19 protein-coding genes are annotated in these 17,286 nt (G+C 69.6%); 10 read left to right on the plus strand and 9 right to left on the minus strand.

The annotated features are described in order from the left end of the window. Positions 1-82 precede the first annotated feature (82 nt). Together pheA and W7U_RS22425 are read left to right on the plus strand one after the other, a co-directional pair. On the plus strand, positions 83-1,033 hold the full coding sequence (pheA, locus tag W7U_RS22420) for a prephenate dehydratase (RefSeq protein WP_008262969.1): 951 nt from the start codon (positions 83-85) through the stop codon (positions 1,031-1,033). Beyond that, complete coding sequence (locus W7U_RS22425; protein WP_008262970.1) at positions 1,030-1,716, plus strand: histidine phosphatase family protein; 687 nt, start codon at positions 1,030-1,032, stop codon at positions 1,714-1,716. Before pheA ends, W7U_RS22425 begins: the two co-directional genes overlap by 4 nt. A gap of 8 nt (positions 1,717-1,724) precedes the next feature. Here W7U_RS22425 and W7U_RS22430 read toward each other — a convergent pair whose 3' ends face one another. The 3 genes from W7U_RS22430 to W7U_RS22440 are packed head-to-tail and all read right to left on the minus strand — an operon-like array spanning position 1,725 to position 3,693. Next, the gene (locus W7U_RS22430; protein WP_008262971.1) at positions 1,725-1,916 is read right to left on the minus strand and encodes a hypothetical protein; all 192 of its coding nucleotides are present in this window, start codon (positions 1,914-1,916) and stop codon (positions 1,725-1,727) included. Between the two features lie 48 nt (positions 1,917-1,964). Continuing rightward, the gene (locus tag W7U_RS22435) at positions 1,965-2,315 is read right to left on the minus strand and encodes a metallopeptidase family protein (protein WP_008262973.1); all 351 of its coding nucleotides are present in this window, start codon (positions 2,313-2,315) and stop codon (positions 1,965-1,967) included. Between the two features lie 4 nt (positions 2,316-2,319). After that, on the minus strand, positions 2,320-3,693 hold the full coding sequence (locus W7U_RS22440; RefSeq protein WP_008262974.1) for a septum formation family protein: 1,374 nt from the start codon (positions 3,691-3,693) through the stop codon (positions 2,320-2,322). Positions 3,694-3,805: 112 nt separating this feature from the next. Here W7U_RS22440 and serS point away from each other — a divergent pair, with 112 nt between their 5' ends. After that, the gene (gene serS / locus W7U_RS22445) at positions 3,806-5,065 is read left to right on the plus strand and encodes a serine--tRNA ligase (protein ID WP_008262975.1); all 1,260 of its coding nucleotides are present in this window, start codon (positions 3,806-3,808) and stop codon (positions 5,063-5,065) included. Here serS and W7U_RS22450 read toward each other — a convergent pair whose 3' ends face one another. Beyond that, complete coding sequence (locus tag W7U_RS22450; RefSeq protein WP_008262976.1) at positions 5,066-5,812, minus strand: helix-turn-helix transcriptional regulator; 747 nt, start codon at positions 5,810-5,812, stop codon at positions 5,066-5,068. A gap of 55 nt (positions 5,813-5,867) precedes the next feature. Between W7U_RS22450 and W7U_RS22455 the strand changes: the two genes are divergently transcribed. Beyond that, a complete protein-coding gene (locus W7U_RS22455) occupies positions 5,868-6,437 on the plus strand; it encodes a class I SAM-dependent methyltransferase (RefSeq protein WP_008262977.1) in 570 nt (189 codons plus the stop codon). On the opposite strand, the gene W7U_RS22460 is transcribed toward W7U_RS22455, so the two are convergent. Continuing rightward, complete coding sequence (locus tag W7U_RS22460) at positions 6,434-6,931, minus strand: DUF2834 domain-containing protein (RefSeq protein WP_008262978.1); 498 nt, start codon at positions 6,929-6,931, stop codon at positions 6,434-6,436. The genes W7U_RS22455 and W7U_RS22460 overlap by 4 nt on opposite strands. Positions 6,932-7,019: 88 nt before the next feature. On the opposite strand from W7U_RS22460, the gene W7U_RS22465 reads away from it, so the two are divergent. Continuing rightward, positions 7,020-7,658 (plus strand): TetR/AcrR family transcriptional regulator, encoded by a 639-nt coding sequence (locus tag W7U_RS22465; protein ID WP_008262979.1) that lies wholly within the window; start codon positions 7,020-7,022, stop codon positions 7,656-7,658. 49 nt (positions 7,659-7,707) lie between these two features. Beyond that, entirely contained in the window at positions 7,708-9,270 is a 1,563-nt protein-coding gene (locus tag W7U_RS22470; RefSeq protein WP_008262986.1) for an NAD(P)/FAD-dependent oxidoreductase, read from the plus strand. On the opposite strand, the gene W7U_RS22475 is transcribed toward W7U_RS22470, so the two are convergent. Then, on the minus strand, positions 9,267-9,617 hold the full coding sequence (locus W7U_RS22475) for a hypothetical protein (protein ID WP_008262993.1): 351 nt from the start codon (positions 9,615-9,617) through the stop codon (positions 9,267-9,269). The genes W7U_RS22470 and W7U_RS22475 overlap by 4 nt on opposite strands. After that, positions 9,614-11,164: an MBL fold metallo-hydrolase gene (locus tag W7U_RS22480; RefSeq protein WP_008262995.1), complete on the minus strand. Its 1,551-nt coding sequence runs from the start codon at positions 11,162-11,164 to the stop codon at positions 9,614-9,616. Before W7U_RS22480 ends, W7U_RS22475 begins: the two co-directional genes overlap by 4 nt. Positions 11,165-11,295: 131 nt before the next feature. Here W7U_RS22480 and W7U_RS22485 point away from each other — a divergent pair, with 131 nt between their 5' ends. From W7U_RS22485 to W7U_RS22500, 4 genes are read left to right on the plus strand one after another with little or no spacing between them, the layout of a single operon-like run. After that, positions 11,296-12,066, plus strand: coding sequence for a 1-acyl-sn-glycerol-3-phosphate acyltransferase (locus tag W7U_RS22485; protein ID WP_008262996.1), 771 nt, complete (start codon positions 11,296-11,298; stop codon positions 12,064-12,066). A 3-nt stretch (positions 12,067-12,069) separates the two neighbouring features. Then, on the plus strand, positions 12,070-12,837 hold the full coding sequence (locus W7U_RS22490) for a 1-acyl-sn-glycerol-3-phosphate acyltransferase (protein ID WP_008262997.1): 768 nt from the start codon (positions 12,070-12,072) through the stop codon (positions 12,835-12,837). Positions 12,838-12,851: 14 nt separating this feature from the next. Beyond that, positions 12,852-13,637 (plus strand): 1-acyl-sn-glycerol-3-phosphate acyltransferase, encoded by a 786-nt coding sequence (locus W7U_RS22495; RefSeq protein WP_008262998.1) that lies wholly within the window; start codon positions 12,852-12,854, stop codon positions 13,635-13,637. Between the two features lie 19 nt (positions 13,638-13,656). After that, positions 13,657-14,469 (plus strand): Cof-type HAD-IIB family hydrolase, encoded by an 813-nt coding sequence (locus W7U_RS22500; protein WP_008263000.1) that lies wholly within the window; start codon positions 13,657-13,659, stop codon positions 14,467-14,469. A 6-nt stretch (positions 14,470-14,475) separates the two neighbouring features. Here W7U_RS22500 and W7U_RS22505 read toward each other — a convergent pair whose 3' ends face one another. Beyond that, entirely contained in the window at positions 14,476-16,122 is a 1,647-nt protein-coding gene (locus tag W7U_RS22505) for an LGFP repeat-containing protein (protein ID WP_179293376.1), read from the minus strand. Between the two features lie 132 nt (positions 16,123-16,254). Continuing rightward, positions 16,255-17,286: a PirG gene (locus tag W7U_RS22510; RefSeq protein ID WP_173662725.1), complete on the minus strand. Its 1,032-nt coding sequence runs from the start codon at positions 17,284-17,286 to the stop codon at positions 16,255-16,257.

The following is a 17,286-nucleotide window of genomic DNA, read 5'->3' on the forward strand; positions in this document are numbered from 1 at the left end:
TTATGCTTAGGTAAGCCTAAGTTAACTTACGGGGGTTGGCGTCGCAAGGGTTTTCTGTGCGGCGCGCCGCTAGGGTTGGGACGTGGCCCGCATCGCTTACCTCGGTCCGGAAGGGACCTTCACCGAGGCGGCGCTGCGGCAGATCACGGCCGCCGGCATGGTTCCCGCCCCGCACTCCGACGGGGTGCAGTCGGTGCCGTTCGACAGCACCTCCGCGGCGTTGGCCGCGGTGCGCGACGGCGCCGCGGACTACGCGTGCGTCCCGATCGAGAACTCGATCGACGGTTCGGTGACGCCGACCCTGGACAGCTTGGCCATGGGCTCACCGCTGCAGGTCTTCGCCGAGACGACGCTGGACGTCGCGTTCAGCATCGTCGTCAAACGGGGATGCCGCGCCGCCGACGTGCGCACGTTGGCCGCCTTCGGGATGGCCGCGGCACAGGTGCGGCAGTGGGTGGCCGCGAACCTGGCCGATGCCGAACTGCGGCCGGCGTACTCCAACGCCGACGCCGCCCAGCAGGTCGCCGAGGGGCGGGTCGACGCCGCGGTGACCTCGCCGCTGGCGGCCACCCACTGGGGCCTGGACACCCTGGCCGACGGCGTGGTCGACGAGCCCAACGCCCGCACCCGCTTCGTTTTGGTCGGACTGCCGGGCCGCCCGCCGGCCCGCACCGGAGCCGATCGGACCTCGGTGGTGCTGCGCATCGACAACGCGCCGGGCGCCCTGCTGGCGGCGCTCGCCGAGTTCGCCGTCCGCGGCATCGATCTGACCCGGATCGAATCCCGGCCGACCAGAACCGGACTCGGCACCTACCGGTTTTTCGCCGATTGCGTCGGACACATCGACGACGACGCCGTGGCCGAGGCACTCAAGGCGCTGCACCGTCGTTGTGCCGATGTGCGATATCTCGGATCTTGGCCCACCGGTTCGCCCGCCGGGGCCCTGCCGCCGTCCGCCGACGAGGCGTTGCGCTGGCTGGCGCGGGTCCGCGACGGAAAGCCCGAAGACCCTGCCGGGGGGTCGCAGCGGTGAGCGGTCGCTTGATCCTGGTGCGCCACGGCCAGTCCTACGGCAACGTCGAGCGCCGGCTCGACACCCGCCCGCCCGGGGCGGAGCTGACGCCCTTGGGCCGCGACCAGGCCCGGGCGTTCGCCCGCGGCTCGGGCCGCCCGGCGATGCTCGCGCACTCGGTCGCCACCCGGGCATCGCAGACCGCGGCGGTGATCGCGGACCAGCTCGCCATGTCGGCCATCGAGGTGCCCGGCATCCACGAGGTGCAGGTCGGCCGGCTCGAAGACCGCAACGACGACGAGGCGGTCGCGGAGTTCAACGCCATCTACGACCGCTGGCATCGCGGCGAGCTCGACGTGCCGCTGCCCGGCGGCGAGACCGGCAACGACGTGCTGGACCGCTACGTGCCGGTGCTCACCGACCTGCGCCTGCGCTACCTCGACAACCACGACTTCCACGGCGACATCGTGGTCGTCAGCCACGGCGCCGCGATCCGGCTGGCCGCCGCGGTCCTGGCCGGCGTGGAGGCCGACTTCGCGCTCGACAACCATCTCGAGAACGCCCAATCGGTGGCCCTGACCCCGATCACCGACGGCCGGTGGAGTTGCGTGCGCTGGGGGACGTTGACCCCGCCGTTTTATCCGGAGGCCGAGGCCACCCCGGTCGCGGACGCGGTGCGGTCAAGCACCGACCCGATGGGTTGAGACGTCGATCAGACGGCCAGCGCGATCACTTCGGTGCAGGCACAGCCCACGGCGTCGCAGTCGATGACGAAGGCGTGCGGCAACAGTTCCGGGCTGAAGCAGTCCGGCTCGGTGCACTCCGACCGGTGCAGCGCGTGGTGAATGATGGTGCCGTGACAGTGATCTAAGCCTGCCCGGCAGTCGCGGCAGTCAGTGCTCATAACGCGTTCATAGCACCCGCGGGGGACAAATCCGGGACGCCGCGCCAGTCAGGCCCAGCCCAGTTCGTGCAGCCGGTCGTCGTCGATGCCGAAGTGGTGCGCGATTTCGTGGATCACCGTGATGGCCACCTCCTCGACGACCTCGGCCTCGGACTCGCACACGTCCAGCAGCGCCTCGCGGTAGATGGTGATGGCGTCGGGCAGCGCGCCGGCGTAGTCGGAGTCGCGCTCGGTCAGCGCCACTCCTTCGTACAGCCCGAGCAGTTCGTCGTCCTCGGGATGGCGGTCCTCGACCAGCACGACGACGTTGTCCATCGCGGCGGCCAGCTCGGGCGGTATCAGATCGAGCGCGTCGGAGACCAGTTCGTCGAAGCGCCGCGGGTCCATCCGCACGGGCACCCGGCTAGCCCCCCGGTGGGGGCTCGGCGGGCGGGGCCGGCGGCGGCGGGGGCGCCTCGGGTGCCGGGTTCGCGGGCGGTGCGCCGTTGTCCGCCGGCGGGGGCGGTGCTTGCGGCGCGGGAGGCTGCTGCTGGGGGGCCTGCTGGGGTTGCGGTGGCTGCTGGGGCTGTGTCACCACGGGTTGCTGGCCGGGCAGGTGCTGATTGTTCGGCGGCATCTCCGGCGCCGTGGTGGACTGGTTGGACGGCGCCTGCGCCGGGACCTGCAGCGGAATCGGCGGCATGGTCAGGCGCTCTTCGGGGATGTCGGGCGGCGGCACCGGGGGCTGGCCGTTGATCAGCAGCTGACCCTTGGCGCTGTTCAGCAGGGTGGCCCAGCCCCCGTTGCCCAGCGTCGCGCCGATGCTGCAGGCCACCTCGCGGCTGCCGGCCGTCCAGCTCGCCAGCGGCACCGTGGGGTAGATCAGGGTCAGCGTGGTGGTGCGCAGCTTGACCGGCGCCAGGTAGGCGTCGGTCATCTTGGTGCACGAATCCTTGATGAAGCTGTCCTGGTCCGGCTCGGCGGGCAGGGCGTCGGGGAACCTCTCGGCCAGGTTGACCGTGCCGGTGACCTCCATCGCGTGCGGGGCCGTGCAGTCCACCGGCACATCGGTCGGCTGGTTGGTCGCCGGATCGATGCCCAGGCAGGTGCCGGCCGGCCAGATCTTGGACTGGTCGACGTCGGCGACCTTGCCCTTGAACGCCTGCTGCTGGTTGTTCGTGGCGGGCAGTTGCAGGCCGCACAGCATGCGGCGATCGCCGGACTGACGCCACGCGCGGTCGCCGGGCCACAGCAGGCTGACGGTGAACTTGCTGTTCGGATCGAACTTGAGTCCGAGGTAGTTACGGACGGACGCCTCGCACTGCTCCTGGGTGATCTGCTGGATGCGGGCGGGCGTCGGGGGCGCGGCGTTGGGGCCGTACTCCGAGCCCGGGAACGTCCGCATGTCAATGGATTCGGCCACTTCGAACTTGTGGTCGTCGCCGCAGTTGACGATCTTCGCCGACTCCGGCGTGGCGTCGGGCCACATCAGGCATTCGCCGCGAGAGGCGCGGTTGAGGGCGGCGTCGCTCTTGGCCCCGGTGCTGCGCACGGGGCTGCTGTCGAGGAGTCGCCCGGATTCGGTGCTGACCGGGATCGCGGTCACCAGCCCGGCGATCAAGAGGCCGCCGAGCGCGGTCAGCAGCAGCGCCCGCCGGGTGGCCCGGGCCTGCAGGCTGCGCGGCCACAAGAAGGCCGACGGCTGCTGTCCGGACGGCTCACCGGTCGAGGCGGCGGGCGTCTCGACGGCGGGGCCTTCCGAACGTTGCTTCTCGGGCGCTTGCGACATCGGGTCCATTCTGACAGGACGACCTGAGGCGCGTGACAAAAGTTACTGATGTGAGTCCTGAGCCGGGCCGGCGGGGACGCTGTGCCGGTCGGGCGGTGCCGGTGAAAGTAGTGTCAGGGCCGTGATCGACCTGAAGCTGCTCCGGGAAGACCCCGACGCCGTGCGCCGCTCCCAGCTCAGCCGCGGTGAAGACCCGACGCTGGTGGACACGCTGCTGTCGGCCGACGCCGCACGCCGGGCCGCCATCTCCTCCGCCGACGCGCTGCGCGCAGACCAGAAGTCCGCGAGCAAGAGCGTCGGCGCCGCGTCGCCCGACGAGCGGCCCGCGTTGCTCGCGCGCGCCAAGGAACTGGCCGAGCAGGTGAAGGCCGCCGAGGCCGCCCAGGCCGAGGCGGAGGCGGCGTTCACCGCGGCGCACATGGCCATCTCGAACGTCGTCATCGACGGCGTCCCGGCCGGCGGGGAGGACGACTTCGCCGTCCTCGACACCGTCGGCGAACCCCCCGCGCTCGACGACCCCAAGGACCACCTCGAGCTGGGCGAGTCGCTGGGCCTGATCGACATGCAGCGCGGCGCCAAGGTGTCCGGCTCGCGGTTCTACTTTTTGACCGGCCAGGGCGCGCTGCTGCAGCTCGGCCTGCTGCAGCTGGCGGCGCAGCTGGCAGTCAGCAACGGTTTCACCCTGATCATCCCGCCGGTGCTGGTGCGCCCAGAAGTGATGTCGGGCACCGGATTCCTCGGCGCCCACGCAGAAGAGGTGTATCACCTCGACGCCGATGATCTTTACCTCGTCGGCACGTCCGAGGTGCCGCTTGCCGGCTACCACGCCAACGAGATCCTCGACCTGTCCGGCGGACCGCTGCGCTATGCGGGCTGGTCGTCGTGCTTCCGGCGCGAGGCCGGCAGCCACGGCAAGGACACCCGCGGCATCATCCGGGTGCATCAGTTCGACAAGGTCGAAGGCTTCGTCTACTGCACGCCCGCCGACGCCGAGGCCGAACACCAGCGGCTGCTGGGTTGGCAGCGCGAGATGCTGGCCCGCATCGAGGTGCCGTATCGGGTGATCGACGTGGCCGCAGGCGATCTCGGCTCGTCGGCCGCCCGCAAGTTCGACTGCGAGGCGTGGGTTCCCACGCAGGGCACCTATCGCGAGCTGACGTCGACGTCGAACTGCACCACGTTCCAGGCGCGCCGGCTGTCGACCCGCTACCGCGACGAGAACGGCAAGCCCCAGACCGCGGCCACGCTCAACGGCACGCTGGGCACCACCCGCTGGCTGGTGGCGATCCTGGAGAACCACCAGCGGCCCGATGGCAGTGTGCGGGTTCCCGAGGCGCTGGTGCCGTTCGTCGGCGCCGAGGTGCTCGAGCCGGGTGGGTAGCTAGCGCCCGCCGGCCAGCTGCCCCGGGGTGTGGCCGAACGCCCGCCGGTAGGTGTCGATGAACGCACTCGCCGTGGCCCAACCACATTCGGCCGCCACCGACGTGACATCGCGCCGATCGGCGAGCAACACGAGGGCGTGCTGCAGCCGGACCTGGGTGCGCCATTGGGGGAACGTCATGGCCAGCTCGTCGCTGAACAATCGGCTCAGCGTGCGTTGGCCGACGCCGACCCGATCGCCGATCTGCTGCAGCGTCAACGGCTCGCGCAGGTTGTCGACGATCAGTGCGCACGCCTGGCGCAGCCGGGGGTCGACGGGCGTGGGGATCCACAGCGGCTCCGCGACGCCGGTCGCCCGCACCTGGTCGTGCAGGACGGCCAGCATCCGGTGATGCTCGGCGGTCTCGGTGCCGTCGGCCTGCGAACACGCGATGATCAGTTCGCGCATCAGCGGGCTGACCGCCAGCACGGCCGGCGCCCGCGGACCGCGGCGGTAGCGGCCGGGATCCAGTGCGACGCCATGAAATTGCGTCGTGCCGTGGAACTTGTGTTCGTGCCAGCATCCGGCCGGTATCCAGATGGCGCGATTGGCCGGCGTGATCCACGTTCCGGCCGGGGTGGTCACCGACACCGCGCCCGAGGACGGGTACACGATCTGGTGTTGCGGATGGCGGTGGCGTTCGATCCGCGCGCCCGGCGGCAGCGTCTGCGCCGACGTGACCAGTCCGTGGTGGCTGATTTCCGACATATCTCGGCAGGATATCGGAAGCACGCACCCGCCGTCGCGGCCTAGCGTGGGCGGTATGGCGATGAATCTGATCCACCGACGGCGCTGCAGCTCCCCGTCCTGGGAAAAGGCGGTGGCCGACCAGCTGCTGCCGTGGGCGCTCCACGGCGTCGAACTGGGCACGCGCACTGTGGAAATCGGCCCCGGATACGGCGCGACGCTGCGCGCCCTGCTCGATCGCACGGAATCACTCACGGCCGTTGAACTCGACGGCGCGATGGCCGATCGCCTGCAGCGCCGCTACGGCGAGCGGGCCCGGATCATCCAGGCGAGCGGCACCGAAACCGGCCTGCCCGCAGCCGATTTCACGTCGGTGGTGTGCTTCACGATGCTGCACCACGTTCCCACCGCCGCGTTGCAGGATCAGCTCTTCGCCGAGGCGTTCAGGCTGCTGCAGCCCGGCGGGGTGTTCGCCGGTAGCGACGGCGTCCCGTCGCTGGCGTTCCGACTGATCCACGTTGCCGACACCTACAACCCCATCGCGCCGAAGGACCTGCCCGGCAAGCTTCGCGCCGCGGGATTCACCGACATCGACACCGACGTCAAGCGTGGCCGGCAGCGATGGCGGGCCACCAAACCGGGCTAGGCGCTGATCTTCGGCGCGGCCTCGCCGGTGACCTGCGCGTGCCGGCGCTGCCGTTCCATCGTCGCGAAGTAGAAGGCGAACGCGAACGCGAAGCTGGTGAACAGGCTGGACACGAAGTACAGCCAGGGGTGGCGCAGCCCGCGCCGGTAGCCGTCCACGATCGTAAAGATCGGCAGCAGAATCACATTCGCGATCGTGTAGTCCTGGCTGGCCGAGCTCGCGGCGGGGTTGGTGAACATCAGCTTGATGTATTCGGCCCAGCTTCCGTGTTCGCCCCACAGGGGATTGGTGGAGCCCTGCGAGTATTCGTGCACGAACGTGATGTTGAAATACCAGCCGAGCGCCACGGACGCGATGCCGACGACGTAGTAGACGATTTCCATCGGCGAAAACAGTGGGCCGTTGGCCGGCCGGGCGAAGACCTTCGAGTTCGACGTGACGATCCAACCGATGACCGCCAGTCCGAGCACCGCGTGAGTGAGTAGCGAGACCATGGGCGCAGTCTCACCCGCGCCGCAAAGTTTTGTCAATATTGACACAACAAACCGAATGGCCAAACCGAAGTGTTGGTATCTTGCTGCAATGGTCAGGCCCGCTCAGACGGCGCGCAGCGAGCGCACTCGCGAAGCGTTGCGCCAGGCCGCCCTGGTGCGGTTCCTCGCCCAGGGCGTCGAGGACACGTCGGCCGAACAGATCGCCGCCGACGCCGGGGTGTCGCTGCGGACGTTCTATCGCCACTTCAGATCGAAGCACGACCTGTTGTTCGCCGATTACACGGGGCTGCACTGGTTTCGCGCTGCCCTGGACGCCAGGCCGGCCGACGAACCGATCATCGACTCGGTGCAGTCGGCCATCTTCTCGTTCCCGTACGACGTCGACGCCGTCACCAAGATCGCCGCGCTGCGCCAGGACGAGCTCGACCCCGGCCGCATCGTCCGCCACATCCGGGAGGTCCAGGCCGACTTCGCCGACGCCATTGCGGCACAGCTGCAACGGCGTGGCCGCGGGAACGCGGAGCCGACGGCCGACCAGCGGGTGCGCACCGCGGTGACCGCGCGGTGCATCGCGGCGGCCGTCTTCGGCGCGATGGAGGTCTGGATGGTCGGCGACGAGCGGTCTTTGGGCGAACTCGCGCGGCTGTGCCACGCGGCGTTGGAGTCGCTGCGGGCGGGGATCACCGACTCCTGGCTCACCGCGACCTCCGGGCAAGTTTCGTCATAATTGACAAAACTTTGGGGCCGTGCGAGCCTCCTTTGCGGAGGGCAAGAACATGACTGGATATGACGCGATCGTCATCGGCGCGGGGCACAACGGGCTGACCGCGGCGGTGCTGCTGGCCAAGGCCGGGCTGCGGACGGTGTGCCTGGATCCCAAGCTCTACGCGGGCGGGATGGCTTCCACCGTCGAGCTTTTCGACGGGTATCAATTCGAGATCGCCGGCTCGGTGCAGTTCCCGACGTCACAGGTGGTCGTCGACGAGCTGGGCCTGGACACCCTGCCGACGATCGACCTGGACGTGATGTCGGTGGCGGTGCGCGGGGTCGGCGACGATCCGCTGGTTCAATACAGCGACCCGGTGAAGCTGTTCACCCACCTCAACGAGGTGCACGGGGCCGACGCCGTCAACGGGATGGCGGGGCTGATGGCGTGGAGCCAGGGCCCGACCCGCGCGCTGGGCCGCTTCGAAGCCGGCACCCCACCCAAGAGCATCGACGAGATGTATGCCTGCGCCACAAACGAATTCGAGCGCGCGGCCATCGACGACATGCTGTTCGGCTCGGTCACCGACGTGCTGGACCGCTACCTGCCCGACCGCGAGAAACACGGCGCGCTGCGCGGTTCGATGACCGTGCTGGCCGTCAACACGCTGTACCGGGGGCCGGCCACCCCGGGCAGCGCGGCCGCGCTCGCCTTCGGCCTCGGCGTTCCCGAGGGCGACACGATGCAGATGAAGAAGCTGCGCGGCGGCATCGGCGCGCTCACCTCGCACCTGTGCGACGTGCTGGAAAGCCACGGCGGGGAGGTTCGGCTGCGCACCAAGGTGACCGAGATCCTCGTCGCGGACGGGCGGGTGACCGGGGTGCGCACCGAGGCGGGGGAGACGCTGCACGCCCCGATCGTCGTTTCGGGCATCGCCCCGGACACCACGCTCAACGACCTGATCGATCCCGCCGCGCTGCCCGCCGACATCCGGGCGCGCTACGCGCGCATCGACCACCGCGGCAGCTACCTGCAGATGCACTTCGCGCTGGACGAGGCCCCCGCCTTCGCCGCGCCGTATGAGGCCCTCAACGCACCGGCCATGCAGGCCTCGATCGGCCTGTTCTGCACGCCGGAAGAGGTCCAGCAGCAGTGGGAGGACGCGCGGCGCGGGATCGTTCCGGCCGATCCCACGGTGGTGCTGCAGATCCCCTCGCAGAACGACCCGGATCTCGCCCCGGCGGGCAAGCACGCCGCGTCGGCGTTCGCGTTGTTCTTCCCGATCGAGGGCGACGTGGATTACGGGCAGGCGAAGGTCGAAATGGGTCAGCGGGTGATCGACAAGATCACCCGGCTCGCGCCGAATTTCGAACGCAGCATCATCCGGCACACCACCTTCACGCCCAAGCACATGGGGGTGATGTTCGGCGCCCCGGGCGGCGACTACTGCCACGGTCTGTTGAACGCGAATCAGGTGGGCCCCAACCGGCCGGGCCCCAGGGGCTTTCTGGGCCAGCCGATCCCGATCGAGGGGCTGTACCTGGGCAGCGCGGGATGCCACGGCGGACCCGGCATCACGTTCATCCCCGGCTACAACGCGGCGCGACAGGCGCTCGCCGACTGCGGACTCTAGCCGCGGGCGGCCAGCAGTGCGTCGAGCAGCGTGGTGAACTCGTCGGGACGCGCCGGCGTGAACGCGGGGCTGGGCCAGGTGCCCGGTACGTCCAGGGTGATCAGCGTCGACCGCAGCGGCCGTCGGATGTCCAGGGGGAGCCAGCGGCGGAAATCGGAGCTGCCCCAGATTCGGAGCCGCTGCGTGAACAGGCCCAGGCTTTCGGCTTTGTAACCGCGGATCGAGTCGAGCGCGATGACCTTCGATGTGCCCGACGGAAAGTGGTAGCGGCGCAGCGTGATCGCCGCGCGATCCAGCTGAACCAGCCCATCGTCGTAGGAGTCGTAGGAGCGGTGGGAGTCGTTCACGCGCGGCGACTCCGCAGCTGGTGGCCCCGCGCGGTCAGGCACCGCCCGTCGTCCAATCGCCACTGCCACCCGTGCAGGTTGCAGGTCAACGTGTCTCCTTCGACCACACCGAATTTCGACAGATCGGCCTTGAGGTGGGGACAACGGCGCTGGATCTCCCAGCCGTCCAGCGTGACCGACGCCGAGTCGTCGTGGGTTTCGGCGAACCAGCCGTCGGCGTAGGCGATGCGTTCGTCGGTCAGGCACTTGAAGAAGGTGTAGAGGTACTCGTTGTAGCCGCCGACCCGCCACGCCCGAAAGCGGGTGGACAAGAAGATGGTGTTGACCCAGTCGGGTTCGCGGTCGCGCAGCACGGTGCGCACCAGCTCCGGTGCGATCTCGAATCCGTAGCGGACCTTCTCGTCCGGAATCCGTTCCCGCACGGCGCGTTTCGGGAAGTCCAGGATCACGGTCTCCGGACCGAGTACCAGTTCGACGGGGTAGCCGATCCCGTCGCAGATCTCGTCGCTTTGGGACATGATCGGCTCGAACAACGCGCGCAGCGGTTCCAGGAGGGGCTCCCCGGCCGCGGGGGCCCAGCTCGTCCGCTCGGCGGCGACGACGGGCGCCATCCGCTCGGCGTACGCGGCGATGTAGTCGGCCTTGCCCGTGGTGAAGATGGCCTCGACCTCGTCGGTGGGCAGCGGGTGGCGCAGCGAATTCAGGGTGGACCCGGTGAAGTCGGCGGTCGACCCGGGCATCATCAGCAGGCCGCCGTCGTGGCCGTGCGTGCGCATCTGGTCCAGGAACACCATCTGGTCCGGAAAGATGTTGGCCGGATCCGCGTGGTCGTCGTTGAGGTGGCGCAACTCGGGATCCAGGAAGCACGGCGGCCCCGCGGACGGGACCACCCACGTCGCCCCGACCTGGGCGAGGTACTGGCGGGCGCGGTCCATCTGCCGTTGCCGCTTCTGGACGCCGAAGGACTCCTTGGCGCGCGCCGGCATGTCGTAGACCATCGGGTACCAGATCGCCCCGGAGTACTGCAGCAGGTGCACATCGATGTGCCCGAACTCGGCGGCCAGCACGTCCAGGTCGACGGGCCGGGCGTCGTTCATGTTGAAAACCGTTGTGGCGCCGTCGCAGACCAGCAGCGCCGAATCGCCGATCGGGCCGTCGGCGGGCGCCCGCAGGGCGATGATCATGACGTCCAGGCCGCCACGGGGACCGTCGATCCGATGCTTGACCGAATCGCTGGTCTCGAAGAATCGGTGAAAGCCCAATTCCTGCAACGCGTTTCGCAGGTCGGGCACGGGAAAGTCCGGCAGCAGGACCGTCGCGTCCTTGTTGACGTGTTCGGCCAGGTTCTTCGCGTCGAAGTGGTCCTTGTGCAGGTGCGAGACGTACAGGTAGTCGCAGGCGCCCAGCTTGTCCCAGTCCAGCGTGCTGTTGTCCGGGAACGGGAACCAGGAGGCGAAGTAGGCCGGATTGACCCAGGGGTCGCAAAGGACGCTGCCCGCTTGGGTCTCGATCAGAAATCCGGCGTGGCCTACGCTGGTGACCTGCACTAATACCTTTCCGGGGGGCGCTGGGGGACCGAGTCGGGGTCGGCCGGCGGTGACGGTTTTTGCGCCCCCGAGCTTAGCGCGAGGCGCCATCCGGGGGCGCCGCGCAGCCCGGAGCACTAGGCTGATGAGCTGTGGAACCGGTTTACGGGACTGTCATCGCACTAGCCCGCTTGGTGTGGCGCGCGCAGGGGCTGAAGATCACGGTCACGGGTGTGGAGAACCTCCCGACGAGCGGCGGTGCGGTCATCGCGATCAACCACACCGGCTACCTGGACTTCACGTTCGCGGGGTTGCCCGCCTACAAGCAGGGCCTGGGCCGCAAGGTGCGGTTCATGGCCAAGCAGGAGGTCTTCGACCACAAGGTCACCGGGCCCATCATGCGCAGCCTGCGCCACATCTCGGTGAATCGGCAGGACGGCGCCGCCTCCTACGAGGCCGCCGTCCGGCACCTGAAAGACGGTGAGCTGGTCGGGGTTTACCCCGAGGCCACCATCAGCCGCAGCTTCGAGATCAAGGAGTTCAAATCGGGCGCGGCCCGCATGGCGGTCGAGGCCGGGGTGCCGATCGTCCCGCACATCGTCTGGGGCGCCCAGCGCATCTGGACCAAGGACCACCCGAAGAAGCTCTGGCGGCCGAAGGTGCCGATCGTCGTGGTGGTCGGGGAGCCGATCGAGCCGACGCTGGGCATCGAGGAATTGAAGGGCCTCCTGCATTCCCGGATGCAGCACCTGCTCGAACGCGCGCAGGAACTCTACGGCGCCCATCCCGCCGGGGAGTTCTGGGTGCCGCACCGGTTGGGCGGGGGCGCCCCGTCGCTGGCGGAAGCGGCCCGGCTGGAAGCCGAGGAGGCGGCCGCGCGGGCGGCGCGCCGGGCGCGCCCCGCAGGGGCGCCGGAGCAGTGATCGATGGTGGAGCCGACCTTCCGCGCGCTGGAGCTCCTGGCCCAACTGGCGGTGACGGCCACCGGCACCAAAATCACCTACCGCGGCGAGCAGCACATCCCTGAGCGGGGTGGGGCCGTGGTGGCGATCAACCACACCAGCTACGTCGACTTTTTGCCCGCAGGCCTGGCCGTGCACCGCCGGGGGCGGCGTTTGCGGTTCATGATCAAGGCCGAGATGCAGCAGGTCAGGGTGGTCAACTTCCTGATCAAGCACACCCGCACGATCCCGGTGGACCGGGGCGCCGGCGCGGGCGCCTACGCGGTGGCCGTGCAGCGGCTGCGTGAGGGTGAGCTGGTGGGCGTGTACCCCGAAGCGACGATCAGCCGCAGCTTCGAGCTCAAGGAGTTCAAGACGGGCGCCGCGCGGATGGCGCTGGAAGCGAACGTCCCGATCGTCCCGGTGATCGTGTGGGGGGCGCAGCGCATCTGGACCAAGGACCACCCGCGTAAACTGGGTCGGGCCAAAATTCCTGTCACCGTGCAGGTGGGCGCGCCGTTGCAGGTGCGCGAAGACATTGCGCAGACCGACGCTGCCCTGCGCGACTCGATGACGACGTTGCTGCACGAGGCGCAACGGGACTATCCGCACGAGCCCGGGGCGTACTGGGTGCCGCACCGGCTGGGCGGGACGGCCCCGACCCGCGCGGAGGCCGCGCGCATCGAGGCCGACGAGGCGGCGGCCCGATCGGCCAAGAAGGCGGCCAACCGGGCCGACCGCCCGTCGCAGTAGGCGAAGGAGACAACATGCCCGAGGGGTTCTACCGGCTGGCGGAGTGGATCGTCCCGCCGATGGTCGCCGTGCAGGGAACCAAGTTCACCTATGAGGGCCTCGAGAACATCCCCGAGCGCGGCGGCGCCCTGCTGGCCCAAAACCACACCAGTTACTTGGACTGGCTTCCCACGCTGATGGCCGTCCGGGAGCGCCGGCGGCGCGCGTATTTCATGATCAAGGCCGAGATGGCCGACGTGAAGGCGGTCAACTACGTCATCAAGCACGCCCGGCTGATCCCGGTGGATCGCAGGTCGGGTCACGACGCCTTCGACGCGGCGGTGCAACGCATGCGCGAGGGCGAGCTGATCGGGACGCACCCCGAGGCCACCATCAGCCGCAGTTTCGAGCTGCGGGAATTCAAGACCGGGGCCGCGCGCATGGCGCTGGAAGCGCAGGTGCCGATCGTCCCGGTGATCGTGTGGGGCGCCCACCGGATCTGGCCCAAGGACCATCCGAAAAAGGTGCTGCGCAACAAGGTTCCGATCACCGTGGTCGCCGGGCGCCCGCTGCCACCGCGGGGCACGCCCGATCAGCTCAACGCGGTGTTGCGTGAGGCGATGAATGCCCTGCTGTATCGGGTGCAGGAGGAATACCCGCACCCGAAGGACGAATTCTGGGTGCCGCGCCGATTGGGGGGCGGCGCGCCCACCCAGGAGGATTCCCGGGCCATCCGGTTGTCGGAATTGCAGGAGCGGATGCAGAAGTACGGGACCGACGGCGTCACGCGCCCGGGGCAGACGCAAAGCGGATTGCATTGAGCGGTCGGGCCCGAGGACGATGAAGCCGACGCTCATCGCCTGCGACGTCGACGGCACCCTGTTCGACGACGACGAAAAGATCACCCCGCGCACCCGCGACGCCATTCGCGCCGCGGTGGACTCCGGTGCGCAGTTCGTCGTGGCGACCGGGCGCCCGCCCCGGTGGATACGTCCCGTCGTCGACGCGCTGGGCTTCGCCCCAATTGCGGTGTGCGCCAACGGCGCCGTGATCTATGACTCCGCCACCGACCGGGTGATGTCGACGCGCACGCTGTCCGTCGACACCCTGGCCGAGTTGGCGGAGCTGGCGACTCGCGTCATACCCGGCGCGGGTCTGGCCGTCGAGCGGATCGGCGAACGCGCCCACGACACGGCGACCCCGCAGTTCATCAGCTCGCCGGGCTACGAGCATGCCTGGCTCAACCCCGACAACACCGAGGTGTCGATCGAGGACCTGCTCAGCGCCCCGGCGATCAAGCTGCTCATTCGCCGGGCCGGGGCCCGTAGCTCCGACATGGCCGCCGAGCTGGCCAAGCACGTCGGCATCGAGGGCGACATCACCTACTCCACCGACAACGGCCTGGTCGAGATCGTGCCGCTGGGGATCAGCAAGGCCACCGGGGTGGACGAGATCGCCAGGCCGCTGCAGATCGCCCGTGAGGAGGTGGTGGCGTTCGGCGACATGCCCAACGACCTGCCGATCCTGCGCTGGGCGGGCCATGGCGTGGCGATGGGCAACGCCCATCCCGACGTGCAGGCCGCCGCCGACGAGGTGACCGCCGCCAACAACGACGACGGCGTGGGGCGGGTGCTGGAACGTTGGTGGCTTTAACGCGCCTCAGGTGGCGCCGGGGTGCGCCGGTAGCGAGAAGTGTTCGGCGGGCACCGTTGGGCCGCTTGGCAATTGGGTGGCCAGCGGCGTCGTGATGCCGTCCACCACCTCGGTGACGTTTCCGGTCAGCCGCTCGAAGTTCAGCGTCCCGTGCTGGAAGTTCTGCGTAATCTGCAGCGGCTCTTGTATTTCCGCGCTGGTCGGCAACCCGAGTGGGCCGCGCTCGTAGCTCTGCGATCCCCAGGCGTCGTAGATGGCGCCGGTGACCGGCTGGGGGCCGGTCTCGGGTGACCAATACATGGCGCCCCGGGCGAAGGTGACAAAGCGGGCGTCACCGGCCGCGCTGTCCTCGGGCGCGGTCGGCGCACCCAGCACGCTGTTCATCCCGCCGATCGCCTGCCAGTGATCGTAGATCGCGCCGCCCTGCAGCGCCTTGATAAGTTCCTCCGGTGGGTCGTTGAAATGCGCTGCGATGTCCCGTATCTCGTCCATCAGCGCGTAGGCGGCGTTGCCCGGGCAGTCGGTGTTGCCGACGTCACGGTGGGTGAAGATGGTCGGCAGCGTCGCGACCGAACCCGCCGGGAAGGTGGTGTAGTGGCTGCCGGCCGACTCCAGTTGCACCGTGCCCTTGGGGTCGACGCCGTCGATGCCCAGCCGCCAACCGAGCAGGCGGCCGACGGTGCGCAGTTGGATCGGTGTCGGGGGCACGTCGTCGAAGTTGCCGATCATCGACACGCCCCAGGTGTTGCGGTTGAACCCGCCGGTGTGGAAGGCCTCGACCGCCTTGGTGAGCCCGCCTGCGCTGCCCTCGAACACCTGTCCGTACTTGTCGACCAGCGCGTTGTAGGCGATGTCGCACCAGCCCAGCGTCTTGCTGTGGTAGGTGTAAATGGCCTTGACGATCCCGGCCGATTCCAGCGGCGAATAGTCGTTACTGCCCGCGGTGTGGTGGATGACCGCGGCGCGAATCCCGTTGTCGTACTGCGGGCTACCGCATCGCAGCGATTCGTCGGCACCCCATTCCGCGCGGCTGATGATGGGGGGCGCCTGCCCGGGCATCACCACCCCGGACGGAGGTGTCCACTGGGTTTGGGTCGGCGCTTGGGGCGGGGAGATGAGGACGGCGGAGATGTTCTGCCCGAAGGGCTGTTCCCTCGACGCCGGTTTGTACCCCAGATCCTTCGCTTCAGTCGGGGACGCCGGGGGCGGCTGGGTCGCCTTCGCGTCGAGCGGCCGGGTCACCGCGATCTGGACGGTGGTCGTGGTGCCGACGAAGACCGGGTCCGTGCCGCGCGGCCCCTCCGCAACGCCGGCCGGATGGGCGGCCCCCGCGGGGTCGGGCGCCGCGGTTTCGTACTCCGTCTGATACCAGGGGCCCCACGAGCCGTCGGGGTGTCTGGCGCGCACCCGGGTCGACGTGCCGGCCAGGTCGCCGGTCAGCGCCACCAACGAGAACGGAGTGTCCTGACCGATTTCGCGAACCGTGACTCCGGCGCCCAGTCCGATGAGCGGTTGCTCGACGAGTTGGGTGCCGCGCGCCGGCGCTGGGCCGGCGGCAACGCGACCGCGCGTCGCGTCCCCCACCCACGAGACGATGACGACGGTCGCCGCGATGGCGGTGAGCATCATCGTCGGCGCGCGACTGCGAGACACCAGCCGATGTTACGTGTGTTTCTAATGTTATCTATGAGACGACACGAGGTTGGGCGTGGCCGAATCTCGACCAAAATCGACGGCACCGCAGATGATTCTGCGGTGCCGTCTGGTGGAGGGTTCGGGTAAAGGTCAGACCGGGGGCAGTGCCGGCACCGCGCCCGCGGCCGCCGGAAGCGCACCGGCGGCACCCGCGGCGGCCGGGAGTGCTCCCGCCGCGGCACCGGGCAGGGCGCCCGCGGCGCCCGGCAAGGCACCCGCGGCGCCCGGCAGAGCGCCCGCGGCGGCACCCGGGAGGGCGCCCGCGGCCCCGCCGCCCTGCATGCCCTGCGTGATGGCCGGCATCACCAAGCCCTTGAGCAGGTCGATCGCCTGACCGGCGCCCAACTGGTTGGCCGCCTGCATGACGTCGTTGACCAGGCCGCCGCTGGCGCCGGATCCGGAGCCACCGCCCAGGCCGGTGCCGCCACCGATGGGCGAAGCGTTACCGAACGTCGACGGGTCGCCGAGGATCGGGTAGGTGCCGCCGACGCCCGGGTCCAGGCCGGCCCCGGAGTCGATGGGTACCTCGCTCGGCGACAGGGTCGGGCTGCCGAGCCCCGGCGCCACCCCGGCCGGGCTGGTCAGCCCGGGGTTGGACAGCGCGGGGTTGAGCCCGGCGCCCGGGGTCGCGATCCCCGCGCCCGGGGTGGCCGGCAGCGCACCGGGCGCGGTGAGCCCGGGCGTCGTAGGAGCCGCGCCGGGGTTCGTGAGGCCCGGGCTCGCCAGCCCGGGGCTGGTCAAACCGGGGCTCGTCAGGCCGGGGCTGGTCAAACCGGGGCTCGTCAGGCCGGGATTGGTCAGGCCCGGCGTCCCCAGCCCGGGGGTCCCGAGGCCCGGAGTGCCCAGGCCGGGACTGGCGAGACCGGGTGTGGTCGCGCCCCCGCTCAGGGCGGGAACCGGAGGCATGTTGATCCCGAATTGCGACAGCCCCTGGGACAGCGCGCCCATCAGCTCGCCGGGCAGGTCGCTCATCACCGCGGCCTGCTTGAACTCGTGATGCTCGGGCGCCTTGTGGTCGGCCGTCGATTCGTAAACAAGGAAGTATGCGCACGGACTCGCCACTGCCAGGGCGGCAACCGCGCTCATGGCTGTCGAGAGCTTGCGTCGGCGTCGGTTCGGCAC

Source organism: Mycobacterium sp. H4Y (assembly GCF_000364405.1).
In the GTDB taxonomy this organism is placed as follows: domain Bacteria; phylum Actinomycetota; class Actinomycetes; order Mycobacteriales; family Mycobacteriaceae; genus Mycobacterium; species Mycobacterium intracellulare.